Annotated in this window: 26 protein-coding genes; 16 read left to right on the top strand and 10 right to left on the bottom strand. The window is 58.9% G+C overall.

Features of this window, described 5'->3' with window-relative positions:
• Window positions 1-180 precede the first annotated feature (180 nt).
• The 7 genes from C7378_RS10435 to tgt form a co-directional block, all read right to left on the bottom strand.
• On the bottom strand, window positions 181-1,083 hold the full coding sequence (locus tag C7378_RS10435; RefSeq protein WP_131995984.1) for a ParB/RepB/Spo0J family partition protein: 903 nt from the start codon (window positions 1,081-1,083) through the stop codon (window positions 181-183).
• A 15-nt stretch (window positions 1,084-1,098) separates the two neighbouring features.
• Complete coding sequence (locus C7378_RS10430; RefSeq protein ID WP_131995981.1) at window positions 1,099-1,947, bottom strand: ParA family protein; 849 nt, start codon at window positions 1,945-1,947, stop codon at window positions 1,099-1,101.
• Window positions 1,948-2,077: 130 nt separating this feature from the next.
• Window positions 2,078-2,707, bottom strand: coding sequence for a 16S rRNA (guanine(527)-N(7))-methyltransferase RsmG (gene rsmG, locus C7378_RS10425; RefSeq protein ID WP_243648185.1), 630 nt, complete (start codon window positions 2,705-2,707; stop codon window positions 2,078-2,080).
• On the bottom strand, window positions 2,704-3,444 hold the full coding sequence (locus tag C7378_RS10420; protein WP_131995978.1) for a gamma-glutamyl-gamma-aminobutyrate hydrolase family protein: 741 nt from the start codon (window positions 3,442-3,444) through the stop codon (window positions 2,704-2,706). Before C7378_RS10420 ends, rsmG begins: the two co-directional genes overlap by 4 nt.
• A complete protein-coding gene (locus C7378_RS10415; protein ID WP_165876752.1) occupies window positions 3,441-4,274 on the bottom strand; it encodes a lysophospholipid acyltransferase family protein in 834 nt (277 codons plus the stop codon). The genes C7378_RS10420 and C7378_RS10415 overlap by 4 nt, the downstream gene beginning before the upstream one ends.
• Window positions 4,271-5,656 (bottom strand): bifunctional folylpolyglutamate synthase/dihydrofolate synthase, encoded by a 1,386-nt coding sequence (locus C7378_RS10410; RefSeq protein WP_131995975.1) that lies wholly within the window; start codon window positions 5,654-5,656, stop codon window positions 4,271-4,273. Before C7378_RS10410 ends, C7378_RS10415 begins: the two co-directional genes overlap by 4 nt.
• Before the next feature lie 69 nt (window positions 5,657-5,725).
• Complete coding sequence (gene tgt / locus C7378_RS10405; protein WP_243648219.1) at window positions 5,726-6,832, bottom strand: tRNA guanosine(34) transglycosylase Tgt; 1,107 nt, start codon at window positions 6,830-6,832, stop codon at window positions 5,726-5,728.
• A 255-nt stretch (window positions 6,833-7,087) separates the two neighbouring features.
• Between tgt and C7378_RS10400 the strand changes: the two genes are divergently transcribed.
• Genes C7378_RS10400 through C7378_RS10390 form a run of 3 tightly spaced genes read left to right on the top strand, consistent with a single transcriptional unit; the run spans window position 7,088 to window position 10,079 of the window.
• Window positions 7,088-7,429: a PadR family transcriptional regulator gene (locus tag C7378_RS10400; RefSeq protein ID WP_131995969.1), complete on the top strand. Its 342-nt coding sequence runs from the start codon at window positions 7,088-7,090 to the stop codon at window positions 7,427-7,429.
• Complete coding sequence (locus tag C7378_RS10395; RefSeq protein WP_131995966.1) at window positions 7,426-8,460, top strand: ABC transporter permease; 1,035 nt, start codon at window positions 7,426-7,428, stop codon at window positions 8,458-8,460. Before C7378_RS10400 ends, C7378_RS10395 begins: the two co-directional genes overlap by 4 nt.
• Before the next feature lie 41 nt (window positions 8,461-8,501).
• On the top strand, window positions 8,502-10,079 hold the full coding sequence (locus C7378_RS10390; protein WP_165876751.1) for an FtsX-like permease family protein: 1,578 nt from the start codon (window positions 8,502-8,504) through the stop codon (window positions 10,077-10,079).
• Between the two features lie 49 nt (window positions 10,080-10,128).
• Here the strand turns inward: C7378_RS10390 and C7378_RS10385 are convergent, their stop codons facing one another.
• A complete protein-coding gene (locus C7378_RS10385; protein WP_131995960.1) occupies window positions 10,129-10,320 on the bottom strand; it encodes a helix-turn-helix transcriptional regulator in 192 nt (63 codons plus the stop codon).
• Window positions 10,317-10,640 carry a hypothetical protein gene (locus tag C7378_RS10380; protein WP_131995957.1) on the bottom strand — a complete coding sequence of 108 codons (324 nt, stop codon included), beginning with the start codon at window positions 10,638-10,640 and terminating at the stop codon, window positions 10,317-10,319. Before C7378_RS10380 ends, C7378_RS10385 begins: the two co-directional genes overlap by 4 nt.
• A 200-nt stretch (window positions 10,641-10,840) precedes the next feature.
• Between C7378_RS10380 and C7378_RS10375 the strand changes: the two genes are divergently transcribed.
• The 12 genes from C7378_RS10375 to ppc all read left to right on the top strand — a co-directional run bounded on the left by C7378_RS10375 (window position 10,841) and on the right by ppc (window position 23,302).
• Window positions 10,841-11,944 (top strand): SDR family oxidoreductase, encoded by a 1,104-nt coding sequence (locus C7378_RS10375; RefSeq protein ID WP_131995954.1) that lies wholly within the window; start codon window positions 10,841-10,843, stop codon window positions 11,942-11,944.
• Between the two features lie 279 nt (window positions 11,945-12,223).
• Window positions 12,224-12,544 (top strand): preprotein translocase subunit YajC, encoded by a 321-nt coding sequence (gene yajC / locus C7378_RS10370; protein WP_131995951.1) that lies wholly within the window; start codon window positions 12,224-12,226, stop codon window positions 12,542-12,544.
• A gap of 6 nt (window positions 12,545-12,550) precedes the next feature.
• Window positions 12,551-14,170, top strand: a complete 1,620-nt coding sequence (secD, locus tag C7378_RS10365; RefSeq protein ID WP_131995948.1) for a protein translocase subunit SecD — start codon at window positions 12,551-12,553, stop codon at window positions 14,168-14,170.
• A 56-nt stretch (window positions 14,171-14,226) separates the two neighbouring features.
• On the top strand, window positions 14,227-14,355 hold the full coding sequence (locus C7378_RS18060; protein ID WP_279388587.1) for a hypothetical protein: 129 nt from the start codon (window positions 14,227-14,229) through the stop codon (window positions 14,353-14,355).
• An 18-nt stretch (window positions 14,356-14,373) separates the two neighbouring features.
• On the top strand, window positions 14,374-15,588 hold the full coding sequence (secF, locus tag C7378_RS10360; RefSeq protein WP_131995945.1) for a protein translocase subunit SecF: 1,215 nt from the start codon (window positions 14,374-14,376) through the stop codon (window positions 15,586-15,588).
• A gap of 169 nt (window positions 15,589-15,757) precedes the next feature.
• Complete coding sequence (locus tag C7378_RS10355) at window positions 15,758-16,489, top strand: energy transducer TonB (RefSeq protein WP_131995942.1); 732 nt, start codon at window positions 15,758-15,760, stop codon at window positions 16,487-16,489.
• A gap of 105 nt (window positions 16,490-16,594) precedes the next feature.
• On the top strand, window positions 16,595-17,338 hold the full coding sequence (locus C7378_RS10350) for a MotA/TolQ/ExbB proton channel family protein (protein WP_131995939.1): 744 nt from the start codon (window positions 16,595-16,597) through the stop codon (window positions 17,336-17,338).
• A gap of 129 nt (window positions 17,339-17,467) precedes the next feature.
• Entirely contained in the window at window positions 17,468-17,917 is a 450-nt protein-coding gene (locus C7378_RS10345; protein WP_131995936.1) for an ExbD/TolR family protein, read from the top strand.
• A 35-nt stretch (window positions 17,918-17,952) separates the two neighbouring features.
• Window positions 17,953-18,390, top strand: a complete 438-nt coding sequence (locus C7378_RS10340) for an ExbD/TolR family protein (protein ID WP_131995933.1) — start codon at window positions 17,953-17,955, stop codon at window positions 18,388-18,390.
• 256 nt (window positions 18,391-18,646) lie between these two features.
• Window positions 18,647-19,471, top strand: a complete 825-nt coding sequence (locus tag C7378_RS10335) for a tetratricopeptide repeat protein (protein ID WP_131995930.1) — start codon at window positions 18,647-18,649, stop codon at window positions 19,469-19,471.
• 198 nt (window positions 19,472-19,669) lie between these two features.
• Window positions 19,670-20,419, top strand: coding sequence for a plasmid mobilization protein (locus C7378_RS10330; protein ID WP_131995927.1), 750 nt, complete (start codon window positions 19,670-19,672; stop codon window positions 20,417-20,419).
• A gap of 60 nt (window positions 20,420-20,479) precedes the next feature.
• On the top strand, window positions 20,480-23,302 hold the full coding sequence (gene ppc, locus C7378_RS10325; RefSeq protein WP_131995924.1) for a phosphoenolpyruvate carboxylase: 2,823 nt from the start codon (window positions 20,480-20,482) through the stop codon (window positions 23,300-23,302).
• Window positions 23,303-23,446: 144 nt separating this feature from the next.
• On the opposite strand, the gene C7378_RS10320 is transcribed toward ppc, so the two are convergent.
• A complete protein-coding gene (locus tag C7378_RS10320) occupies window positions 23,447-23,626 on the bottom strand; it encodes a hypothetical protein (protein ID WP_131995921.1) in 180 nt (59 codons plus the stop codon).
• 39 nt (window positions 23,627-23,665) lie between these two features.
• Here C7378_RS10320 and C7378_RS10315 point away from each other — a divergent pair, with 39 nt between their 5' ends.
• Window positions 23,666-25,375: a glycosyltransferase family 39 protein gene (locus C7378_RS10315; protein WP_131995918.1), complete on the top strand. Its 1,710-nt coding sequence runs from the start codon at window positions 23,666-23,668 to the stop codon at window positions 25,373-25,375.
• Window positions 25,376-25,379 lie beyond the last annotated feature (4 nt).

Below are 25,379 nucleotides of genomic sequence, written 5' to 3'. Positions count from 1 at the left end.
GTCGGCTGGCCAAAGATTGAGTTCTATAAAGACGTCCGAGTATTAGGTCTGCAGTTGCCTGTGGAAGATGTGGAGTACCTTACAGAGGTGAGTGGCAGATTCGAACAGGAACCCTGAAATAGAAAAGCCTGCTGATCTTGATAACCAGATCAGCAGGCTTTTGTTCGGGTTCTCACTTTTTCAATTTCTATCGAGCATTTCCACAAGCGTGTCGAAGTCTTCCAGGTTGGAGTACTCAATCACTACTCTGCCCCGACCATTCTTGTCTTCAATCTTGACCTTAAGGCCGAGAGAGCGCTGCAGGCGATCCCGCGCTTCCCGCACATTAGGGTCGAGAGGGTCGATTATCGCCTTTTGTTCCCCTTTTGCCTTGGTTTCAGGATGAAGGAGTCCCTGTACATAGCTTTCCGTCTGCCGAACGGATAATGACAGAACTCCCACTTTGCGAGCAGCCATCAGGATTGTTTCTGGGTTTTCCAATGCTAAAAGCGCGCGCGCATGGCCAAAACTTAGTTCCCCTGCCTCCACTTTGGCCTGCACTTCCATCGGTAGTCTGAGAAGACGGAGGAAATTTGCCACGGAAGCTCGATCCTTCCCGGTCCGCTGGGCCATCTGTTCCTGTGTAAACTTGAACTCCTGAGCGAGCCGTCCATAAGCGCGCGCCTGTTCCATAGGGTTCAAATCCGCTCGCTGCAGGTTCTCAACGATCGTCATCTCCATGGATTGTTCATTGGAAGCCTGGCGAACAACAGCTGGAATGGTTTCTTTGCCGATACTTTTGGAGGCGAGCCAGCGCCGTTCTCCCGCGATGAGTTGATACCTGCCATTGGCTGTGGGACGGACCACAATTGGCTGTACGACTCCGGTAGCGGCGATGGAAGCCGCTAGTTCCTTAAGTTTTTCCTCATTGACACTAGCCCGCGTTTGATAAGGGTTGGCATCGATCTGACCTACGGGGATTTCGAGAGGCCTGCCTGTCGCTTCAACCGTTGGCGCAGGAGTCGCGGGTGCCTGGGCGCGAGGCAATAGGGAATCGAGTCCTTTGCCCAGGGCGCGACGCTTAGGGGTTTCCTGACTGTTCATGGATCTTCTCTTCTCCTATTCGGAATAAGGCCAGAATCGAACTTTTGCGGTTCCACGCCGACTGGCAGCAGACTTCCGCTCTTTGGCTTTAGGGCTTTCGATATTATTTCTCGCAAGGATCTCGTCGCCCAGGTCTCGGTAGGCTTCTGCGCCGCGGGATTTTGGATCGTAAAGCATCACGGGTTTTCCGTAGCTAGGCGCTTCCGCCAGGCGAATATTCCTGGGAATTGTAGTTTTGAGCAGCTTATCCTTGAAGTACTCGCGGAGATTCTCTGTAACCTGCTGCGCCAGATTGGTCCGGTCGTCATACATCGTCAGGAGCACACCTTCTATATCGAGATCCGCATTCAGTCCTGATTTCACTCTTTCGAGCGTTTGCATGAGTTCACTAACGCCTTCTAGGGCGAAGTATTCAGCCTGCATAGGGACGACGAGACGATCGGCAGCTACTAAGGCGTTCAAGGTTAGTAGGTCAAGGGCCGGTGGACAGTCAAGGATGATAAAGTCATACTCTGCCCGGATCTTTTCGATAGCATTTCGTAATTTATGGGCCCGCCCTTCCTGTTCGATGAGCTCCACATTTGCGCCGATTAGATTTTTGCTGGAGGGGACGAGTTTGAGCGTTTCAATCTCAGTTGGCTGGATGGCGTCAGCAATTCCTGCCTCTCCAACAAGAATGTCATAGGTGGAGAGTTGCTGCTCGTCCCGGGGAATCCCATATCCACCCGTGGAGTTGGCTTGCGGGTCGCAATCGATGAGAAGGGTTTTGAGCCCCTCTAGGGCTAAAGCTGCGGAGAGATTGATGGCAGTAGTGGTTTTCCCTACGCCGCCTTTTTGATTGACTACTGCTAAGACCTTACCCATGTCGATTCTGAGAGTAAAGGTTCAGCTGCATGAATGCAATTTGAGGAGTGTTCCACGTGGAACATGGAACCAGGATTCGCCGTTCTTCACAAGTGTTCCACGTGGAACACTCCTCACTCGGCGAGAGAATCTACTCCAATGGTGCGAGTTTGCGACCCACGAGGATGATCTCCTCCACGGTTCCTGCGAATACCACCGGGCTGCGCCACGCAATACCCTTGAGTGGCGCAATCAGTCGGGGTACGCTCGGGCGGGTTGCGAAGAGAACCAGCCAGCCGCCAGTTTCGACTCTCCGGAGTGCCTCCACGCACGCCTCTTCCATGCGATCTACGGCGCGCAAAGCCACGGCGCCAAACTGCCGTGTCTCCGGCATGAACTCAATGCGTCCGTCATAGACCTCAACAGGAATACCCAGCGCTCGACCGGCCTCCCGGAGAAAGGCTGACTTCTTCGCCTGAGATTCCCCGAGCGTGACTGTAATCTCAGGTCTACGGATTGCGATAGGGATTCCCGGAAAGCCCGCGCCTGAACCGAAATCAAGCAGCGTTTTGATGCCTTGGGGTAAACGCTCAGCGCCAACCAAAGACTCGATAAAATGCCGCCTTACGATCGCCTCCGGTTCCCGAATAGCCGTCAGGTTCAGACGCGAATTCCATTTGAGCAGCAGGTCGAGATAAACCTTCAGGGAGTCTAACGACGACGTCGATAGTGGTTGAAGACCCGCCTCTGCTAGCGCCTCTTGAATGTCTGAGGAAGTCACCTGGGATAAGCCCCATTGGAGACGCGCGGTGTCCACTTGCGGGCTGCCTCAATAAACGAGTCAAAGAGGCCGCGAGAGAGAGGGTTATCGTACGTTCTCTCGGGGTGCCACTGTACCCCGATCACGAATTGATCTGAACCGCCCTCAACCGCCTCAATCACGTTGTCCTCAGCAGAGCGGGCCGTAACCCTCAATGAATCCCCGGCAACCCGTACAGCCTGATGATGGCTGCTGTTAACTACCCCCCCGCCAGGGGCTAGCGAGGCGAGCAGAGAGCTGGCAGGGGGAGAGGTGATGCTGTGCGCCTCGCTAATCGAGTTGCCCGGCTGGTGGTCAACGCAGGTAGTAAGGTTCTGGATCAGGGGTCCACCTTTCCATACGTTCAAGGATTGATGCCCGTAGCAAATCCCAAAAATTGGCTTGCCGAGGTTGAACGCATCCTGGAGGAGAAGCTCATCAAGTGCCTCCCGCCGTGGATCAGGAGGCGCGGAGGCAGGATCGGCTGGCTGGCCATACTTCTGCGGGTCAATGTCAGCGGAGCTACCAGGCAAAAGGAACCCAGCGCAGGAGGCGATCAATTCAGCCGCCTGCGCTGGCGCCAACCCCAGCGGCACCTTGATGGCCGTTCCCCCGCTGCTCTCGATCGCTGCCGCATACTGAGGCCACGTACGCTCACTATAGCCAACATCGAGGGAGTTCGGCTCAGGAATCGCGATGCGCGGTCGCGGCCCATTCATAGAACACTCTCGGCTTGGGGGGTAGTGGCAGTGGCCGATGCAGGAGCCTCTATCGCGGGCGCCTTCAGATAGGTGTGAGCATAATAGAGCCGCGCAACTTCATTCTGGAGTCTCGCGGTTAATTCGTCCACCTGCTTCATGGAGTAACCGCTGGTGTCGATTGGCTCGCCAACTGCCAGAACAAGGGCTTCAGGGTGAAATTGTAGGGTATGAATAGGCAGCAGTTCATAGGTACCCACGATAGCCATAGGAATAACAGGAACCTGGGCACGAATGGCCATGAATGCCGGACCGTTTAGAAAGGGTGCAAGGTGGCCGGTCTCGGTTCGGCCGCCTTCGGGAAAAATAAAGAGGGGCATCCCTGATTTCAGAGTCTTGACCGCGCTGCTCAGGCTGGCTATGGAAGCACGGGGATTATCCACATTTACAGGCACCTGACCGGAACGTCGCAGCCATCCGCCGATAAAGGGCAGTTTCCAAAGGTCATGGCGAGCAACGATTCGAAATTGAAAGGGAAGCTGGCTGAAGAGCACCGGCGTGTCCATGAAAGACAGGTGGTTCGCGACGTAGACCGCGACGGGATATTTCCGCAGATTCTCGCCATTAATCAATTTCACTGGCGAAATACTTATTTTAATAGTAAAACGAGCCCACTTCCTAGCCAGCCAGTGCTGAATGCGGCCATCTTTTTCAAATAGCGAGGCGACCAGGGCCACGCTGCCCATGAAGGCAGTCGCAGCGGCAAATATCGGTCCCTGTACCAGTGCGGACATCAGCCTGTATTTGAGCGGTAGCGGATTCGGGCGGGGTGTCAGTGTGCGGGCTGTCATTGTGTCTTCAGGGCGCTGCGCACCTCTCCTACAAGGTAGACTGAGCCGCTGACCACGATCAGGCCATCCTCTGGCGTCTGAGCAATCGCGGCAGCAACCGCCTCCTGGGCATTTTCTGCGACGCTTACGGGCACACCTGTTCTGGCCGTCGCCTCCAGCAGCCTCTCAAGGCTTGCTGAGCGGGGCGAGTGGACCGGGGTCAGCACTACCCTGTCGAAAAGTGGAAAAAGCACCTGTGCAATTTCGTCGATGGCTTTATCACGCAGGCAGCCAAAGACGAGTGTTTTCGTAGTTGGCGGAGCATCTTCCGGCTCCAGGGAACTTAGCGCAGACCGCAGCGCCCAGGCTCCAGCCGGATTATGGCCAACGTCCAGTAATATCTTAGGACGCCGTTGACTGGCATCGATAAACTCCAGTCGTCCGGGCCAACGTGCCTTGCGAATTCCCGCCTCAATATGAGCGGCAGAGATATTGTAACTATTGCAGTTACTTATAAGATTGTGATTGTAACTATCACTGTTACTTATTCGGCCAAGTTCTACTGCAGCTGCAATCGCCAGAGCAAGATTGCGCTGCTGGTGCTGTCCGGCCAAGGGCGAATTCACCTCTATTACCTGACCTAGAACACTCAGAGGATACTGATTGTGAAACGGGGTAGATCCTGCAGTTCGTGCCGGCAAATACTCCGTGGCGCTCACTCCCCGGACTTCCAGGCTGACGGCGATTTCGCCGATTGCCTGATTTGCCTCCGGATGCTGCGGCAGCGTAATGAGCGTTCCGCCCCTGCGCAGGATGCCCGCCTTTTCGCGGGCGATATCTGTGATGGTCGGGCCGAGCCACTCCGTATGGTCTAGAGAAATATCAGTAATGATCGACAGCAGGGGCTCAACAATATTGGTAGCGTCCAGCCTGCCACCCATCCCCACTTCAAGGATGGCAATATCCACCTGTCTCTCTGCAAACGCTAGAAATGCCAGCGCCGTCAGCGTCTCGAAGAAGCTCGGCATCGCCGGCAGCATGGCCTTGGTCACAAGCTGCCGCGCCGTGTCGTCCACCTGGAAATAAAGTCTCGCGAACTGCTCATCTTCGATCGGCTCACCGTTGAATTGAATGCGCTCATTCACTCGTTCTAGGTGTGGAGACGTGTAGAGCCCCATCGTGTAACCCGCCTCGTGCAGGATCGATGCCAGGGTTGCCGCCGTCGACCCCTTACCGTTGGTGCCCGCAATTAGCACGGAAGGGAACTTCATCTGTGGCTCGCCCAGTGCGGCCATCAGCACGCGCATGTGCCCCAGTTCAAATTTGCGGCGCAGGCCGCCTGCCGTCACCTGCAGCTCTCCTGCAAGAGACATCAACCCGTCGATCGCCGCTGTATAAGACATACCCTTAATTTTAATGGAGGCCCTTTGGTTGTGCCGCTCAGGCGTCAGCACTTGCCTGCAGGCGCCGACCTAAATCGAAGGCACACTTCCGGCGAGCTCTTCCCGTACGCGCCGCATCGTCATCAGGTAGAACGCCAGATTATGCAGAGTATTCAGCACCGCGGCCAGGGGCTCCTGCGCGGCCATCAGGTGACGCAGATAGGCGCGTGAGTAACGCTGGCACACCGGGCAGCTGCACTCCGGGTCGAGTGGGCCCTGATCTTCAGCAAAACGCCGGTTCTTTATATTCAGCCGTCCCTCGCTGGTGAAGAGCAGTCCGTGCCGAGCCGCCCGCGTAGGCAGCACGCAATCCATCATGTCCACACCCATCTTTGCGTACTCGACAATCTCGTCCGGGTAACCGACGCCCATCACGTACCGGGGTTTGTCGGCTGGCAGCAGCGGGAGTGTATCCGCAATGATCTCGCGGGTCAGCTCTCGCGGCTCGCCCACGCTCAGACCGCCGATGGCGTAGCCGGGAAAGTCCATCTCCACCAGCCGCTCCGCCGACTCGCGGCGCAGGTCGGCAAACATTCCGCCCTGCACAATGCCAAAAAGGTTCGGCGTCTGCTCCAGCTCATCCACCCAAGGCGCTTCATGCTTGTGTGCATCGAAGTGCGCCTTGCTGCGAGCCGCCCACCGCATGGTCAGGTCGAGAGATTTCCGCGCTCGCTCGCGATCTGCCGGGTACTCCAGGCATTCATCAAAGGCCATGGCAATATCCGAGCCGAGGGCGATCTGCACATCCATCGAGTGTTCCGGGGAAAAGAAATGCGACGATCCGTCCAGGTGCGAGCGGAATCGCACCCCTTCTTCCGTGACCTTGCGCAGCTCGTTCAGGCTGAAGACCTGGAACCCGCCTGAGTCGGTCAGCAGCGCACGGGGCCAGCTCATGAAGCGGTGCAGCCCACCCATCCGGCGGATCAGTTCATGCCCGGGGCGCAGGTAGAGGTGATAGGTGTTGCCGAGGATAATGCGTGCGTCCAGCTCTTCGAGAAAGTGCTGCGGCAGCGCCTTTACCGAGGCAGCAGTGCCCACCGGCATGAAGGCAGGCGTTTCCACCTGTCCATGGGGCAGCGTCAGGGTGCCACGGCGGCCAGCGGCGCCAGAGTTCAGGATTTCAAAGTGGAGAGACACTCTATTCATTCTACGGGTTGAGGGCGGTTGAATCACATCGGCAGAAACTACTGCTTCTATATGGCTTGCCGGGCCTAACCAAATGAGGGGCGTGAGCGTGTACCGAACCCTGAAAAGGGTAGTCAAGGTGGGCGATTGTTTACCGGGATAAGCAGGGGCAATAGGCAAAAAAATCGCGACCGACCTTTTCTTCTATTGCAAACCAATAAGAAAGACTGTACGCTCCCCTTGTTTATAAATAGGGGAGTGTGCACCGTGGGGACGAAGGGCGAGGTATGGCAGGGCACGCTGGCGCTGATGGTTCTGAAGACCCTGGAGGCCATGGGTTCGCTTCACGGGTATGGGGTAGCCCGTAGAATCGAGCAGACGAGCGGAAACAAGCTGATCGTGCAATACGGAACTCTCTACCCTGCCTTGCTCAAGCTGGAGCAGGAGGGTTACATCGCCTCTGAATGGGGCGTATCCGAGAACAACCGCCGTGCAAAGTTCTACAAGCTGACACGCGCCGGTCGCAGGCAGCTGGAGCGCGAGACCCGTGACTGGGAGCAGGCAACCGCGATCCTCGCGCGTTTTCTCTCCCCGGCCGAGGAGGCATGATGCGAAAACTCAGAGCACTGTGGATGCGTCTGCGCGGCGTCGTTGCTCTCGGGAAGACGGAGGACGAATTCAGCGCGGAGCTGGAGAGTCACCTCCAGATGCACATCGAGGATAATCTTCGCGCCGGCATGTCCGCGCAACAGGCCAGGCGCGAGGCCATCCTCAAGCTTGGCGGCATCGAGCAGACAACGCAGGCTTATCGCGAACGAGGCACTCTGCCACTGCTGGATAACTTGCTGCGCGATGTGCGATATGCGCTTCGTGGCTTTCGTCGTAACCCAGTCTTCACCATGACTGTCATTGCAACGTTGACGCTCGGTATTGGTGCGACCACTGCTGTATTCAGCGTGGTGGACCCGATCCTCTTCCGCAGCCTGCCGTATGCCAATCCGGAGCAGCTGGTTTCAGTGGGGCTCACGGCGCCAATCATACCAGTGGAGTTCATGCTCGGCGGCTCGTACTACGATTGGCGGGATCACCAGCACCCGTTTACGGCATTGACCTCTGAAACCGGAGTGGAGGCCTGTGACCTGACAGAACAAAACGCAATACGCCTGAACTGCGCACATGCCGAGTCCAGCTTCCTTTCCACACTTGGGATAGCACCAGTTCTGGGTAGGAGCTTTACAGAAGAGGAAGATCGTCCGAGTGCACCGAAGGTGGCATTGATCTCTTATGGTCTATGGCAGCGTCGCTTCGGGCGAGATGCTGATGTGCTGAACAAGACTATAGCGATCGACGGACAACAGACACGGATCATTGGTGTGTTGCCCAGAAGTTTCGAGATGCCGACCCTCGAACCGGCGGACATTCTGGTTCCGCAGGCGCTTGATGAAACGGAGCAGCGCAAGGCAGACCCGGGCCGCGTGATGTATGCCTTCGCTCGTCTCAAGCCTGGCTTAACCAGAGAGCAGGCAAAAGCCGAACTGCAGCCAGTCTTCGAATATTCGCTCAGGTTGGCTCCCCACGCTTTCGTAAGGAAATTCACCTCCGAGTGCGTTCCCTACGTGACCGTCAGTTCCAAAATGTAATGCTGACCGCGTGGTTATTACTGGGGAGCGTAGCGGCGGTTTTGCTGATTGCCTGTGCCAATGTGGCGAGTCTGCTGATGGCGCGCGCAGCACAGCGTGGACGAGAGATGGCAGTGAGGTCGGCATTAGGGGCTAGCCCTGCATGTCTTGCACGCCAGGCGCTGACGGAAGCCCTGTTGCTGACCGTTGCCGGAGCGGTTGCTGGCTTCCTGTTGGCGAAAATACTGCTGCGGATCTTTGTCTCTATGGCTCCTGAAAAGATCATCTACCTGAACCAGGCGAAAATTGATCTTCGTATCGTTCTCTTCACCATCGTCATCTCAACCGCATGCGGAATACTTTTCGCGTTCGCGCCCGCAGTTCAGAAGCCGAACGTGGAGGTTCTTGCTGAGCGGCGGTCAACCCGCGGCATCTCAAGCGCCCTCGCGCGTCAGTGGCTGGTGGCTACACAGATTGCAGTGAGCGTGGTGCTGCTGGTGAGCGGCACACTGCTGCTGCGCAGCCTCTGGAACATGCAAACAGAAAAGCTGGGAATGCAGACGAAAACCGTTCTGACCGCCAGCATTACTCTGGGCGAGCAACGCTATAGTGTCGCGGCGCAGCAGATGGAGTTCTTCCAGCAGATAGCGGCGCGGCTGCGTAGGATGCCGGGTGTAACGGCTCTGGCGCTGAGCGATTCATTACCGCCCGGCGGCCCACATCACGACCAGATATACACATCCATCGCAGTTGCCGGCAGACCGTCCCCTGCTGGTGGAACAGGTGGAATGGCGGCGTGGAGATGGGTCACGCCTGAATATTTTCGCGCGTTGAACATCCCGCTCCTGCAGGGGCATGGCTTTGATAATGAGGAACTGCGCTCGACGGAGCACTTCGTGGTGTTGAGCAAGGCCTTTGCGTCTCGCATGTTCCCGAAAGGAGATGCCATAGGTCAGCACCTGCAACTTGCATTTCCATCTCCCATCAATAACCCCTGGTATACGGTCGTAGGGGTGGTAGGAAACGTGAAGAACTCAGGTCTGACAGGGGAGGACGAACCGGAATATTACCGGCTGAGGCGCGACCGCCCCGAGGACTGGGACCGGTCTTCCACGATCATCATCAACACTGGCGCCCCATCGGACATCGAGTCGCGATGGATTCGCTCTGAAATCGCATCGGTTGACCCCACCGTGCCGGTCGATATTCAGACGCTCAGCCATCGTGTAGACGTGATGGCTGAGCGTCCTCGCTTTGAGGCGGTACTAATAGGATTCTTCGCAATGACCGGCCTCTTGATGGCCATGATCGGCGTTTACGGCGTGGTTTCGTTCCTGGTCGCGCAACGTACCCAGGAGATCGGCATACGCCTGGCCTTAGGCGCGAGTAGATGGAATATTCTTCGCTTGGTGCTGTGGGAGGGCGGACGACTGATTCTTTTGGGCGGAGTGGCTGGACTGCTGGCGACGCTTGCTATCTCGCGGGCGCTTGCGAGCCTGCTATTCGATGTCAGTCCCCACGATCCGGCGACCTTTGCGAGTGTGATACTTCTGCTGGCGGTGGTCGCGCTAGTGGCGGTAACGGTGCCTGCTCGCGCCGCAATGAAGGTAGACCCAATGGTCGCTCTACGGTATGAATGATCGGCCATGCTACATCGCTGAAAAGCCTGAATCTTCTTCAATCTCCACGCTACTCCTGGAAGAAGATCGACTCGATGGGAGCTTCGAAGAGGCGCGCCAGTTTGAAAGCCAGCGGCAGGCTCGGATCGAAGCGGCCCGTTTCAATAGCGTTGACTGACTGGCGGGAGACCTCCAGTCGCTCAGCGAGATCCGCCTGGCTCCAGTTGCGCTCGGCACGCAGCACCCGGAGACGGTTTTTCATCGGCTCCTCGCAAGCTGAATGCGCCAGGCCAGGGCTCCTGTGACGAAAAACAGCACAAAGTTTGCGAATTGAGGCAGTGGCGACGTCCCGTGGATCTCTGTCAGGTAACCCCAGGTGGTGTCGACGGCTAACGTGAGGCCGATACCACACAGCATTGCCTGCATAATCAGGCTGCGGATGAACTCGTCCTTCTCCTGTATCAGATACCGGGCGACGACGAAAATCAGGTAAAAAATCGGCAGAGCCGGCAGCATGGCCAGCAGAATTGCTTCTGACCCGGTGAGCTGAAGGCGATGACGGCTTTGGCTCACGATGATCATGGCGAGGGACTCCAACCACAAGCCCCCCATGAACAGGGAATAGTGACGGCGCTGGACAGGACTTAGGGAGGCACGATTGCAAAGGAGACCCATAGACATGTTTCCTTTCCTTAAGGACAAGTAAACATTACAACATGTCATATCCACTGTCAAGCAAGCTTTCCATGCATCGCGGCTCCCAGCGAAATCATCTAAGAACAATGCATGCGAATCAGGGGCCCGAGTCCAGCACAAACCTGAGTGAAAGCAGAAGAGCGGCCCTGGTGGTCGGAAGCACGGGAATCACCGGCGGCAATCTGGCCGCGCATCTGGCCTCCACCGGATGGATCGTTTACGGCATGGCCCGCAAGCCACAGGCCGCACCCGGCATCACCCCGCTCGCGGCCGATCTCCAGGACTCGGCAGCAGTTCGCGCTGCCATTGCAGGCGTCGACATCTCCCACGTTTTTCTTTGCACCTGGCTGCGTCAGCCCACCGAGGAAGAAAATGTCCGCGTCAACGGAGCGATGATGGAAAACCTCTTCGGTGCACTGGCCGGCAAACCCATCAAGCATGCCGCGCTGGTCACGGGAACCAAGCACTATCTCGGACCCTTCGAGGCCTATGGCCAGACAGCCGCCGAGACGCCCTTCCGCGAGGACAACCCTCGTTTGCCGGGCCTCAACTTTTACTACACGCAGGAGGACATCCTCTTTGCCGCAGCCGGACGCGGCGGTTTCGGCTGGAGCGTCCACCGCCCGCACACCGTCATCGGATACGCACGCGGCAATGCTATGAATATGGGCGTCACCCTGGCTGTTTACGCCACGATCTGCCGCGAAACCGGCCAGCCGTTCATCTTTCCCGGCTCGCACGAGCAGTGGAATGCGCTCACCGATGTCACCGACGCCCGCATTCTTGCCCGCCAGTTGGAGTGGGCTGCTACTACCCCAGCCGCGCGCAACCACGCCTTCAATATCTCGAATGGGGACATCTTCCGCTGGCGCTGGCTGTGGCCGCAGTTGGCCGGTTATTTTGGCGTTGAGCCTCAAGGGCCGCCCACGCCGCCTGCTCCCCTGGAGCCGCGCATGACAGGTGCAGCCGCTCTCTGGCGCGGCATAGCGCAACGGCATTCCCTGGCCGAGCCAAATATCGATGCGCTGGTCTCCTGGTGGCACACGGATGGAGATCTGGGCCGCAAGCTCGAGTGTGTCAATGACATGACCCAGAGCTGGAGCCTGGGTTTCAGCGCCTTTCAGTCCACGCCCGCCTCCTTTTTTGACCTCTTCGCCCGCCTTAAGGACGAGCGAATCATCCCAGCCTGAGCGCGTGAAGCTGCCTTTAGGGGAGCCTTCTTCTTGACACTATCCATCCCCAGACATGATGCTAGATAGCTAGGCACCTCTCTGGCTGGTAGCGGCTCGCCGGGCGTGCGCATCGCTGCGCTTGTTCTGGGCTGCTTTTAGGGCTGAAAAAGGCTGTTCCGTTCCGAACGTGCAACTGTAGGAATCGATCGTCCTGAGTGGTGTCAGTAACGTGTGTCCGGCGATAACCGGGCTGGAATCTCCAGGCAGATAGCCGGAGTACCTATAAAGGACTGAGCGTTGACGTCGACTATTTTGCTGGCTGCGGCTGGCGGCCTGCCTCCCAATATCGTGTCTTTCCTGCCGTTTGTGCTGATCATCGGCGTTTTCTACCTGCTGCTGATCCGCCCTAACCAGAAGAAGCAGAAAATGTGGCAGGAGATGCTCGCCGCTCTCAAGCCGGGAGACAAGATCACCACCACGGGAGGTATCCGTGGGACTGTTCTTGCCTTGCGCGACGATGCCGTGCATCTCCGCGTTCCACCCGACAATATCAAGATTGAAGTAGCGAGGAGCGCCATCGCCTCGGTCATCACAGAAGACCAGAGCAAGCAGGCCTAGAGTTCCATGCGGAAGAATCTAACCCAGAAAACTATCCTTATTATTGCGGTCCTGCTGGTCTTCGTCTTCGGGATCATCGGGCTGCCGAGCGGTCTGAGCGGCAAGGCTCTCAAGGCTTCGCTGTTGAAGCGCATCAGCCTCGGCCTTGACCTCAAGGGCGGTACCCACCTGGTCCTGCAGGTCATGGTCGATGAGGCTGTCAATGCTGCGACAGATAACGACGTCTCCCATATCCAGAGCGACCTGCAGCAGAACGGAATCACCGGCGCCACCGTCACCAAGCCCGACGCCACCCACCCTGAGACGCTCGCCATCAACGGCGTTCCGCTTGATAAGGCGGGCGATCTGCGCAGTCTGCTCGAGTCGCGCTACGGCTCAGAGTATGACCTGCACTCGGGCGCCAGCGGCAGCTTTACGCTGACCATGAAGCCCAGCGCCGAGGCCGACCTCAAGTCGCGGACTCTGCAGCAGGCGATTGACGTCATCCGCACGCGTGTCGATTCGCTCGGTGTCAGCGAGCCCGTTATCCAGGAGTACAACCTAGGCTCGAATCAGATCCTCGTAGAGCTTCCAGGCGTCGACGACCCGGGCCGGGTGCGCGACGTGATCCAGTCGACGGCGCGTCTTGAGATCCACGAAGTTATGGGCGGCCCATGGCCGGACGAGCAGGCAGCATTGCAGGCTCTCGGCGGCGCGGTGCCTTATGACTCCGTGCTGCTCCACACCGCTCCCGGCGCGAGCGCCCCCGGTTCAGGCAACGACGTTTACCAGATCCGTAAGACGGCTGAGGTCGCGGGCACTGATATTCGTGATGCGCAATCCAGCCGTAACCCGAACACCAACGAGCCGGAGGTAGTCTTCTACCTGACGACCGCGGCCGGCAATCACTTCGCCGACTTTACCGCTGCCAACAAGGGCAAGTCCCTTTGCGTCGTGCTCGACAACAAGATCCAGGAAGTGGCAACCATTCGCGATCAGATCCGCGATCAGGGCACCATCTCCGGCGGCGGCATCACCGAGCAGCAGGCCAAGGACCTCTCCATGTTGCTGCGGACCGGAGCCCTTCCAGCCTCTATCCACTATCTGCAGGAGAGCACCGTCGGCCCATCGCTTGGCGCCGACTCGATCCGCCAGGGTGTCACGGCTGCGGTCATGGGCATGCTTGCCGTCATGATCTTCATGCTCGTCTACTATCGTGGCGCGGGCATCAACGCCGATCTCGCTCTCTTCCTGAACCTGGTTATCCTGCTGGGCTTCATGGGCTACACGGGCTCTGTCCTGACGCTGCCCGGAATTGCGGGCGTCATCCTTACCGTTGGTATGGGCGTCGACTCAAACGTGCTGATCTTCGAGCGCATCCGTGAAGAACTGCACGCCGGCAAGTCGCCGGCAGCCGCAGTGGATCAGGGCTTCGCTCACGCGTGGACGACCATCATCGATACCCACGTCACGACCATCGTTTCGGCGGCTATTCTCTTCCTCTTTGGAACTGGTCCCGTGAAGGGGTTTGCTGTCACGCTCACCTTTGGTCTATTGGCTAACCTGTTTACCGCAGTCTTTGTTTCGCGGGTCATCTTCGACGCAAACCTGAACCGTAAGCAGCGCGGCGAAGCAATTTCGATTTAAAGCTGGGCAGCAGCCACGGCCCGGCTTTGGGCCGCGGCTGCTGATGAAGGATCTTCATGGCAGAGATAAAGGACGAAGGCTTTGCACGGGGCGGACTGGGGTTTGCCAGCGGAGTGCTCTTCTTCGCCGCTGCATTTCTGGTCAAACTGGGGCTGTTACATGCCCTCGAAAAGAAAAATATCTAGCAGGCAGGCGGAACTCTCGTGGAACTGTTTCATGATGTAAAGATCGACTGGCTGGGGAAGAAGTGGTACTTCCTCGGCTTCTCTCTCATCTTCAGCGTGGCGGGCGTTCTGTCGCTCCTCTTCTGGCACCATTTGCCCCTCGATGTTGACTTCAAGGGCGGTACAGTGGTGCGCGTCAAGTTTGACGAGCAGCCCAATACCGACCTGATCCGCGCCGCGGCCGACCGTGCCGGTCTCAAGGATGCGCGCATCGTGACCTACGGCACACCGGCTAACCACGAGGTCATCATCACCCTCGCCCAGCATGACACCAGCGAGGCTGCGCTCGATAAGGGCCGCGCGACGATCGTCGATACGCTGACCCGAAATTATTCGAAACAGGGCGCCAATGCAGCCGGCAAGCTCGATCTCGACAACGCAGGCCGGTCCTCTCTCGCTGCCTTCCTTGAGCAGCACGACCCGGAGGGCCTCGATCAGAAGGGTGCCGACGCTGCCGCGCAGCGCTATGAGCAGCAGGCCCAGGCGATAACCTCGTTCCGCGATGCCGAGCACGGAGGACTTCTTTCCTCGATCGACAGCCTCAGCGGTGTAGCGGACCCTGCCGTCGTCAACGAACTCAAGCAGAATGCCTTTCTTTCGGGCTTCTCTGTGCGCAATGTGGAAATCGTGGGCCCGCAGGTCGGCGCCCAGCTTCGCAAGCAGGCGTTGCTCGCCACCCTCTACTCGCTGGCGGGCATGCTGGTCTATCTCTGGTTCCGTTTTGAGCTGATTTATGGTGTCGCGGCTGTCGTCGCTGTTTTCCACGACACCCTCATCACGGTAGGCGCATTCTCGCTCACGAATCAGGAGATCTCGCTTACGGTGATCGCCGCCATCCTTACGCTCATCGGCTACTCCATGAACGACACGATCGTCGTCTTCGACCGTATCCGTGAGAACCTGCGCATGACTCGTCGTGAGTCTCTTCACGATCTCGTCAATCGCAGCATTAACCAGACACTGAGCCGAACCGTCCTGACCTCGGGCCTCACCTTCCTCACCGTGCTGTCGCTCTACCTCTTCGGGGGCGAGGTTCTAAGAGGATTCTCCTTTGCGCTGGTTGTCGGCATCCTCATCGGCACCTATTCCTCCATCGCGGTGGCAGCTCCAATGCTTGTTGCTTATCAGGAATGGCGCGGATCGAAGATGAGCAAATCCGCAACTCTGCCGGCTGCAAAGCGCGCACGCGTTTGAATCTTTTAAGAACATTTCCAATCGAAAGCCGAGTGTGGTACAAAGACCATCACTCGGCTTTTTGTTTTTTTTGAATCTTTCAAAGAAATTCGAAACATGCTGGGAACAAAAACCCACCTCTCCGGTGTCTATAGGTGGGAACCAAGTTTTGTACGTCCCGAGGTAGGCCATGTTTGAAGATTCATTGGTGGAATCCAGCGGCAGACTTAAGACCAAGAGCAAGTACTACATGGTCTTTGGTGTCATCCTGAATGGATCCATTCTGGCAGCGATGATCCTCGTACCGCTGATCTATCCCGAAGCGCTTCCCAAGGCGGCTATGGCGACTCTGCTGGTGGCCCCACCGCCGCCACCACCACCGCCACCGCCGCCGCCGCCAGCCGCTCCGGTTCACGTCAAGGTGGTGTCAGAGATGCTGAACAATCAGCTCACTGCGCCGACCAAGATTCCTAAAGAGATCAAGATGGTCAAGGAAGACGCAGCTCCGCCATCATCCCCTGGTGTTGCCGGCATGGCCGGTATGGAGGGTGGATCCGGAGGTGGCGTCATGGGCGGCATTCTCGGTGGCATGGGCAGTGGCCCTGCGCCGGTTGTCAAAGCAGCCGCTCCTAAAAAGATCGCCGTTTCTTCCGGCGTTATGACCGGTATGGTGCTGAGCAAGACCCAGCCGCAGTATCCGGCCATCGCCAAGGCTGCCCGCATCCAGGGCACGGTTGTCCTGCAGGCAACCATCTCCAAGACTGGAACCATCCAGAATTTGCGCGTGCTCAGTGGTCCGCCGATGTTGCAGCAGGCCGCTCTCGACGCTGTTCGCTCCTGGCGCTACAAGCCCTACTTGCTCAATGGAGAGCCGGTTGAGGTTGAAACGCAGGTCAACGTAATCTTCAGCCTCGGAGGTTGAGGCAGGCAGTCTTCCCGTCCTGCCGCTGAACTTCAGTGGCAGGAGTAATGCAGCACTAACATCATCCCGTTTCAAGAAGAAGTCAGTCCCAGGAGGAAAGATTCAGTGATTCTCGCTCATCTCACACAACTAGTTGCACACCCGGCGTCGCTCGCATTCTTTCAGGACCAGGCAACGCCCGGCTTTAGCCCGATGGATCTCTGGCACAATATGGGCAATCTGGCCCGTGGCGTGGTTATCGTGCTCTTCATCATGTCGATCTGGTCGCTGGCTGTCATGATCGATCGCTATCTCTACTTCGCGGCCGCCCGCAAGCAGTCGCGCGAGTTTGCGCCCCGCGTCGCCGGCGCTCTCAAGGAGAGCAAGCTGGATGAGGCAATCAAGGTTGCAGACCGCAACAAGAAGTCGCACCTTGCCGAAGTCGTCACCGCCGGTCTGCAGGAGTTCCGCAACTATGGTTCGGGCGGCGCAATCACTGAGGAGCAGATCGAGGCCAGCAAGCGCGCCCTTGAGCGTTCCGAGGCGATCGTTCACGCCAAGCTGAAGCGCGGTCTCGGCGGTCTGGCTACCATCGGTTCCACGGCGCCGTTTATCGGCCTGTTCGGAACGGTTGTCGGTATCCTTAACGCATTCCAGCAGATCGCCACTCAGAAGACCTCCGGTATCGGTGCAGTCGCCGGCGGTATCTCTGAAGCTCTGGTCACCACGGCATTCGGCCTCATCGTGGCCATCCCCGCGGTTATGACCTTCAACTACTTCACCAATAAGGTTGAAGCCTTCGACGTCGAAATGGACAATTCGTCCAGCGAGTTGATCGACTACTTCATCAAGCAGGGACACCGCCGCTAATCGTCGGCCGGGGGACCTTTTCGGGAAGCGGGAATCGTGACCGGAAGAGGGCAGGTTGGGAAGTCTGCCCTCTCCGGACACTGTTAAGACCGCCCGCACGCAGGCAAGCACGATAGATGGAGCACACGAATGGCAATCAACAAACGAGACGAAGGAAAAAAGGTCAACTCCAATATCAACGTCACCCCGATGGTGGACGTGATGCTGGTTTTGCTGATCATCTTTATGGTCATCACGCCCATGCTCCAGAACAAGGTCAACGTGGAGCTGGCGAAAACCGACATGCCTACGGCTATGCCGGACGCCGACCATGAAGACGCTGTCGTAGTCGCGGTAACTCGTGACAGCAAGATCTATCTCGGGCAGAATTCGGTAGCAATGAGCGACCTTGGCGCCAAGGTCAGCGATATGCTCCAGAATAAAGCTACCAAGGAAGTCTTCTTTAGAGCGGATGCACGTGCCCACTATGGCACCGTCATGGACGCCATCGACGCCGTGCGCACCGCGGGCGTTGAAGAAGTAGGCTTGCTGACCGAGCAGCGCCAGGACCGCAACCACGCGGCCGCCGGCGGAGAATGATTGCGGACATCCGCAGAGGAATGAGGGACTGACTTATGGCAATGGGAAGTGGCGCTGGACCGGGTGGACTCTCCTCGGATATCAACGTAACGCCTCTGATCGATGTACTGCTGGTGCTGTTGATCATTTTCATGGTCATCGTGCCGGTGACACCCAAGGGACTGGATGCGCTCGTTCCGCAGCCTCCGAAGAACCCCAATCAGCAGCAGCCGAACGATCGCACGATTGTCGTCTCGATCAACGGCGGCGCCAATGGTGTGCCCACGTATCTGATCAATCAGGACACCGTGCAGAAGAGCGATCTTCTTACCCGGTTGACTGCTATCTTTTCGACTCGCGCGGAGCGTGTCATGTTCGTAAAGGGCGACCCTAACCTGAATTTCTCATCCGTGGCTGAGGTCGTGGATCTGGGTCATCAGGCGGGCGTGGATCACATCGGACTGATTACGCCCAAGATCGAAGCGGGCCAGTAGGCAGCATGCTCCGGGGCTGAAAGCGCCCGGAGCTGGTTTTGTGCTCTTATAGTTGAAACGCTCAGCCGAGCGTTCTGCGGCTGACTGGTAAGAATTAATTTGCAACCCAGGCAATGTTGTCGCTTCAGGGACTTGCCATGAGGCGGAAACCAATTACAATCACAACGCGGATAAGTTTCGCTCGTTAGCACAAGCGATGCATCCCACTGCCAGGTGCTAGAGCGCAGCCCGGTGGTTGAAGGAGATGAAAAACAGAATGAACCGACTCGCACGCTTTCCGGTAATGGCAGCAGCGACCGCCACGTTGATTGCCAGTATGACCGGGTGCCATCGCCTCGAGGCCCGCGACCAACTGAATAAGGGTGTTCAGGCATACAAGAGCGCCCGCTACGAAGAGGCCATCAACCACTTCCAGGAGGCGGTGAACCTTGATCCGTCGCTCCCCATGGCCCGCATTTATCTGGCTACTGCCTACGCTCAGCAGGTAGTTCCGGATCTGCAGAGCCCGGAAAACATGAAGACAGCCAATCTGGCCATTCAGGGTTTTCAGGAAGTCCTCGGCAAGGATCCGAATAACATCAATGCGCTCAAGGGCATTGCAGCGCTCTACCTCGAAATCGGCAAAGTAGACGAAGCTAAACAGTGGCAACAGAAAGTGATTGCAGCTGACCCGCAGGATGCCGAGGCGAACTACACCATCGGCTACATTGACTGGCGTCAGGCTTACAGGAATGCTGTCAAGGAGCTGACCGCCGTAGGGATGACGGACGACGGCAACGGCAATGCCAAAATGCCGAAGGCCACTTGCCAGGCGCTTGTCCAGCAGAATACTCCGCTGGTGACGGAAGGTCTGCAGTACATGCAGAAAGCCCTTGATATTCGTCCCAACTACGACGATGCAATGGCCTACATGAACCTGTTGAACCGCCGCAAGGCTGATCTTGAATGTGGCAATGACGCCGCTCGCAAGGCCGACCTTGACCAGGCACAGCAGTGGAGCGCCAAAATGATGAGCACCCGTAAGGCAAACGAAGAAAAGAAAGCCAGCCAGCCGGGTGGAATCGTGATGGACCAGAAGTAAGGTCCTCTACCCTGCAACTCCAGAAAAGCCCCCTCAATAGGGGGCTTTTCTTTTTCATTCCGTAAGACGCTTTTCCCATTTTGACTTCAGCGGTTATCTCTAAGTGCTGAATCGGGAATGACCGGCATCTTCTTTCTGAGGTTCAGCGTAGAGCCTTCTTTGCCTGTCTTATTCTCAGGCTGATGGAGGAGCATTCCCATGCAAACGCGCAGTGCCACAAGCTCCCAGCCCGCTGATGATATCCACGCCATCCTTGGCCGCTTCGAGGCCTGGAGCGGTACGCAAGGTAAGGCTCCCAAAGGCGGCATAAAAGATATTAAAGAGCTCTCCTACGACCAGGCTCTTAAGAGTAGCCGCTTCCGCCGCGTCGAAGCACCGCCGTCCCCTGCCCCGCCCCCGAAGATGGAGGCACCTCCACCCGCTAAGGCCAGGGTGACACCACCTGCGCGTAAGCTTTCGTCCACCCCCGCTACCAAAGCTGCCGCCAAGGTATCCAGCAAGACCGGGGCCAGAGCCGTGGCGAAGGCGCCACCAGCCGCGGAGGCGAAATTCCGTGAAACACTGAACCGCGCACTACAACAGCAGGCAGCTCCGTCAGCAGCCATTAAGAAAAATCCGGGCAAGGCACCAGCAGGGGCAGCCAGCGCAGCGCGGCCGATCATGCTCTCAGTGCGAATCTCGCCCTCCGAACAGAGTCTGATTCGTCAACGTGCGGAGGAGGCGAACCTTTCCATCTCCGCCTATATGCGCCAGTGCACGCTGGAGGTCGAGCAGCTGCGGCGACAGGTGGAGCTGACCCTTGCGCGTCTCGAGCGTCAGGCCGCTCCCGCTCTGTCTCCGATGCCCCCACTGCCTCCTCCGGGCGCAGGGAGTGGCTTCTTCGGCAGAATCACCAGAAGGCTTCTCGGGCTGTGGAGTCCGTCCGGCAGCGGCCGCCCTACACCGTAAAAGCTGCAAAGATGAGCCTTAGCACTCGGATGCACCTTTCCGCTGAGGCATAATCGAACCATGCCGTCATTGTGGAAACCGGAGACCTGGGCGCAACGCCTGCTCGAGCTGGAAGCGCACACAACCGATGTGAAGGAAGCGCCACTACGCCGCGATGTTCGCTCGCTGGGCATGCTGCTCGGTGAGGTACTCAGGGAGCAGGCTGGCGACGCGATATACGAAAAAGTGGAAGAGCTGCGGCAGAGCGCCATTCGCCGTCGCGAGGCACAGGCGACCGGGCATCTCAAAGAGGCCGACGACCGCATGCAGCTCGCCGTGCTCACCACCAACGAGTTGCCGGTGGAGGAGTCCTACCAGCTTAGCCGTGCCTTTGCCTTCTACTTCGAACTCATCAATCTGGCCGAAACCAATCACCGCAAGCGGCGCCGTCTCGCCCTGCAGACGGCACATACTGAGGGCGTCCAGCGCGGTTCGCTCCGTGGGACGCTTCGCGCCATGAAGCAGGCCGGCATCTCCAGCCAGAGCGCTCTTGACTGGCTCCAGCGCATCCTCATCATTCCCGTCTTCACCGCCCACCCCACTGAAATTGCCAGAAGGTCCGTTCTCTTCAAGCGCCGCCGCATGGGGGAGTTTCTTGAGGAGCTTGACCGTATCCCTGTCTCCGATGAGGAGCTCCAGCGGCTGCAGGATCTGCTCGTTGCGGAGATTACGGCCCTGTGGCAGACCGATGAAGTTCGCAGCCGCCGGCCATCCGTGAGCGACGAAATCAAGATGGGACTCGACTACTATGACGTCTCGATCTTCGCTACGCTGCCCAAGCTCTACGAGGAGATAGTCTCTGCGTTTCAGTCCGAGTACGATCTCGCGATTGATGTCGCAGATCTCCCTGTGCTGCTTTCCTTCGGCTCATGGATCGGTGGCGACCGCGACGGCAATCCTTTTGTCACCACTGAAGTCACGCGGAATGCCCTTGCCGCTGCCCGCGCCCGCCTGCTGGATTATTACGAAAAGCGCGTCCAGCTGGTCATTGATCTTCTCACAACCTCGGCCCAGCAGCAGCCCGTCAGCGCCGCTCTCCGCCGTCGCCTTGAGGGCTATTTTGCCAGCATGTACGGCGGCGCTAATGGCCGCGGCGCCGGTTCGCTCAGCGTTCGCTTTGAGTTCGAACTCTACCGGCGATTCATGGTCTGCGTTCACGCGCGGCTGCTGCGCACCGCCGGTCAGACCTCCCGGGATCGCGACAGCCTTGAAGCTGCTCTGGAGGGCCTGGGGCCCTACTGCAGCGCCCAGGACCTGCTGGACGATCTCGCGCTTGTTCGCGACAGCCTGGCGGAGAACAACAGTCTGCGTCTGGCGCGTACTCTCATCGACCCGCTCGTCCTTCTGGTGCGAACCTTTGGTCTCCACCTGCACACGCTCGATGTCCGACAGCACGCGCGCCTCCACGATAAAACCCTCAAGGAAGCTTCCGCATGGTGTGAATCGGCCGCAGGCACGGTTCCGTCACCCATGAGCCCGGAGACCTACGAGGTCATCGAAACCTTCCGCACCATTGCGGAGGTCAAGCGAGGCTGCAGCCCTGAAGCGGTCCGGCAGTATGTCATCAGCGGCGCAGCGACGGTTGAGGACGTGATGGCTGTCGTGTGGCTCGCCCGTCTCGGTGGGGTTGAGGTAGCGGCCACCGGCAACGATCCGGGCCTGATGCCCGTGCCGCTCTTTGAGTCAATCGAGGACTTGCAGAACGCACCCGCCGTCTGCCGTGAGCTGTGGACACGCCCTGACTATCGCCGTCTGCTCGACTCCTGGGGCAGCACGCAGGAGGTCATGCTCGGCTACTCCGACTCCAACAAGGATGGCGGCATGCTCACCAGCACCTGGGAGATCTTCCGTGCTCACCGCGCCCTCCATGAGGTTGCTCGCGAGTGCGGCGTCAAGCTCAGGCTCTTTCACGGTCGCGGCGGCACCGTGGGCCGTGGCGGCGGTCCCACCCATCGCGCCATCTACGCGCAGCCTGTGGGAGCCTTTGAGGGGCAGATACGCATCACCGAGCAGGGGGAAGTGCTCAACTGGAAATACTCCGACGTGGTGCTGGCCGAGCGCAACCTGGAGCTGATGATTGCAGCTTCTCTCGACGCTCTTGCTCGCCCCAATGCGCTCGATCCGAACGGCCACCAGTCCGGCGTTCTGCTTCCGGAGTGGGAGGCCGCGCTCGATGAGCTCTCCGCCGATGCCTTCACCTTCTATCGCACGCAGATCATCGATGATGCTGAGGTCTTCGAGTACTTTGAAGTAGCCACACCCGTCGCAGAGCTCGAACACGCCAAGATCGGATCGCGCCCGGCGCGGCGCAGCGGGCGCAAGAGCTTCGCCGACCTGCGCGCTATCCCCTGGGTCTTCGGCTGGACGCAGAGCCGCCTCATGCTTCCGGGCTGGTTCGGCGTCGGCTATGCCATCAGCCGCTATGCCAAGCGCCCCGGCGGCATGGCTCTGCTGCAGGCCATGATGGCTGAATTCCCGCTCTTCATCGATCTCATTCGCAACGTGGAGATGGCTATGGCGAAAGCCGACCTCGGCATCGCCTCGCTCTACGCCGCGCTGCTTCCCGATCCCGGCCTGCGCGAACGGGTCTTCTCCAAGTTGAAGGCGGAGTTCGAACGCACCCACGAAGCTGTACTCGCCGTCACTGGCCAGTCTGAACTGCTGCAGATGAATCAGGTGCTCGCGCGCTCCATCCGTCTGCGCAACCCCTACGTCGACCCCATGAGCCTCATCCAGGTAAACCTGCTGCGGCGCAAGCGCGCCGGCGAGGACACTGAGGCGATCAACCGCGCCATCGCAGGCACCATCAACGGTATCTCTGCCGGCCTGAGGAATACCGGGTGAGGTGCAGGACGGACTCCACGCTAAACCAGGCGTGAACTCTTCGTCATCTGCTCCGGAAATCGTCAAGTTTCTCCTCCAGTGCCGATAGGAGAGACAGGAGGATTTACCCGAATGATCAGTCCCGTTGCAAGCAGTGCAGTCGTTTCACAGGTTCAGACGGCTCAGGCTGCTGCGTCCGCCGTTCAGACGCAGCAGGCCGCTCTCCAGCCCGATAGCGTGAACATCAGCCAGCAGGGCAAAGCCGCTGCTGCTGCCGGTCACGACGGCGATGGCGACGGCCACTAAACCGCCGCTTTTCACTTCAAAGCCCGGGCGGTTCTTCACCCCCGGGCAGCTTTCTCTATAATCGCGTTGGCAGCCGCGATGAAAAGCTACCTCACTGCAAAGCGATTCGTACTTCCCCTGCTGGGCCTCTGGCTGCTGCTCTACGGCTCCTTTACGCTCTTTACGCCGCCGCTTGCCGATGGGCTCGACGCGCTGCGCGCCGAGGCCGCCCGCGGCATGATGCTGCGCCACCAGTGGATCACGCCTTACGCCGATGGCGTCCGTTATCTCGCAGATGCTCCTGCCCCGACCTGGGCCATGGCCGCCAGTTTCCGCATCTTCGGCATTTCCGACTGGGCTGCGCGTCTGCCACTGGCGTTCACCGCGCTGCTGCTGGTGCTGGTGGCCTTCCGCATGGCCATTGACCTTACGCTCAACGGCCCCGCAGACCGCGCTCGCCGTTCAGGCTTTTACGCCGCGCTGATCCTGGTGACAAACGTCGCCCTCTTCGCCGGCACCCGTGAGATGAACGGCACTGTCCTCACGGCGCTCGCAGCCTCTTTCGCCGCCCATTTCTTCTGGAGATCCCTGCGCCTGGGCCCGACGCTTGGCAGCGCGATCGGCTTCGCAGCCGCCTGCGCCCTCGCTCTTCTCAGCGCGGGCCTGCCGGGCCTGCTCGTGCCGCTCATCACCGTCGCGCTGGTGCTGGTCAGGTCACGGCGTCTCAGCCACCTGCAGCGCTGGCATCCGTTCGCAGCACTTGCCGTCTTCCTGCTGCTGGCCCTTCCGTGGCACATTGCTGCCAGCCTCGCCAACCGGGGTCCGGGTCCCGCGCACGGCTTTCTGTGGCATTACTTCGTCGCGCATCAGGGCCGTGAACTCTTCCTCTTCATGCGGCACCACGCGACGGCGGCCACGGGCATGCTCTCGTACTTCCTCATCTTCCTCGCGGCGTTTCTGCCCTGGGTCATCTTCCACAGCGCCCAGTGTCCCGAGTGCCCGGAGGAGGAGCATGCGAAGCGTCGCCTACTCTCCTGCTGGCTGCTGACCGCTGTGCTGCTAGGCCTACTCTTTCCCCAGCAGGTGGGAGTGGTCGCGCTGGCCCCGCCTCTTGCCATGATGGCTGCGGACTGGCTTGCCGCCGATGAAGAGTCCCCCGCCGCCGCCGGCGTCAAGCGCGCGCAGCTGCTCTTTCGCGTTGGCGTCCTCATTGCTCTCGGCTGTGCCGTGCTGCTGCGCTACCAGCCCCACGTCGCGGGGCTCAGTCATCGAGCTGTCGCCTGGCTCCATGTTCCTCCGGGCATCATTGCCACGGCTGTGCTGGTGGGCACTGGCGCTAACCTGCTGCTGCGCCGCCGCGGTCGCGCCCGCCTGGCAAACTGTTTTCTCGCGGGCATGATGGTCTTTGTGCTTCTGGGCACGCAGGCGGCGCTGGTTACGGTCTCAGCCGTCAACTCCTCGCAGAACCTTGCTCAGGCCATTTCCCCTGAGCTGAACGCCGATTCGGTAATCGTTATCAACGGCCGCCTCGAACAGGCTTCCAGCTTTGCCTTCTATCTGGGGCGGCGGGTATTGGTCGTGAATGGCCGCGGCGGAGAGCTGGCGTATGGAGCGTCCTTCAACGATCTCCCGCCCGTCTTTCTAGACCAGGCGGCGCTGGCCAAGCTGTGGAATGGCCCGGGACGCGTCTTTCTCTGGACAGAGGAGCAGTTCGCTCCTGCCTTCGCCGCTCCTGTCTACGTCATCGCCAGAAGCGGCGGCAAGATGGTGCTGAGCAACGCTCCGAATGAAGGCGGAGCCGACTTCTGACGCG

Source organism: Acidipila rosea (assembly GCF_004339725.1).
Taxonomy (GTDB): Bacteria; Acidobacteriota; Terriglobia; order Terriglobales; family Acidobacteriaceae; genus Acidipila; species Acidipila rosea.
This window is presented reverse-complemented; position numbering and strand designations above follow the sequence as displayed.

Coding starts and splice junctions, on each gene's coding strand:
- ppc (WP_131995924.1), top strand. CDS start 20,480: ATGCCGTCATTGTGGAAACCGGAGACCTGGGCGCAACGCCTGCTCGAG.
- C7378_RS10410 (WP_131995975.1), bottom strand. CDS start 5,656: ATGTCTTATACAGCGGCGATCGACGGGTTGATGTCTCTTGCAGGAGAG.
- C7378_RS18060 (WP_279388587.1), top strand. CDS start 14,227: ATGGCAGAGATAAAGGACGAAGGCTTTGCACGGGGCGGACTGGGGTTT.
- C7378_RS10435 (WP_131995984.1), bottom strand. CDS start 1,083: ATGAACAGTCAGGAAACCCCTAAGCGTCGCGCCCTGGGCAAAGGACTC.
- C7378_RS10380 (WP_131995957.1), bottom strand. CDS start 10,640: ATGATCATCGTGAGCCAAAGCCGTCATCGCCTTCAGCTCACCGGGTCA.
- C7378_RS10330 (WP_131995927.1), top strand. CDS start 19,670: ATGCAAACGCGCAGTGCCACAAGCTCCCAGCCCGCTGATGATATCCAC.
- secD (WP_131995948.1), top strand. CDS start 12,551: ATGCGGAAGAATCTAACCCAGAAAACTATCCTTATTATTGCGGTCCTG.
- C7378_RS10430 (WP_131995981.1), bottom strand. CDS start 1,947: ATGGGTAAGGTCTTAGCAGTAGTCAATCAAAAAGGCGGCGTAGGGAAA.
- C7378_RS10315 (WP_131995918.1), top strand. CDS start 23,666: ATGAAAAGCTACCTCACTGCAAAGCGATTCGTACTTCCCCTGCTGGGC.
- C7378_RS10340 (WP_131995933.1), top strand. CDS start 17,953: ATGGCAATGGGAAGTGGCGCTGGACCGGGTGGACTCTCCTCGGATATC.
- C7378_RS10385 (WP_131995960.1), bottom strand. CDS start 10,320: ATGAAAAACCGTCTCCGGGTGCTGCGTGCCGAGCGCAACTGGAGCCAG.
- C7378_RS10375 (WP_131995954.1), top strand. CDS start 10,841: ATGCATGCGAATCAGGGGCCCGAGTCCAGCACAAACCTGAGTGAAAGC.
- C7378_RS10355 (WP_131995942.1), top strand. CDS start 15,758: ATGTTTGAAGATTCATTGGTGGAATCCAGCGGCAGACTTAAGACCAAG.
- C7378_RS10395 (WP_131995966.1), top strand. CDS start 7,426: ATGATGCGAAAACTCAGAGCACTGTGGATGCGTCTGCGCGGCGTCGTT.
- C7378_RS10420 (WP_131995978.1), bottom strand. CDS start 3,444: ATGAATGGGCCGCGACCGCGCATCGCGATTCCTGAGCCGAACTCCCTC.
- C7378_RS10415 (WP_165876752.1), bottom strand. CDS start 4,274: ATGACAGCCCGCACACTGACACCCCGCCCGAATCCGCTACCGCTCAAA.
- C7378_RS10335 (WP_131995930.1), top strand. CDS start 18,647: ATGAACCGACTCGCACGCTTTCCGGTAATGGCAGCAGCGACCGCCACG.
- C7378_RS10345 (WP_131995936.1), top strand. CDS start 17,468: ATGGCAATCAACAAACGAGACGAAGGAAAAAAGGTCAACTCCAATATC.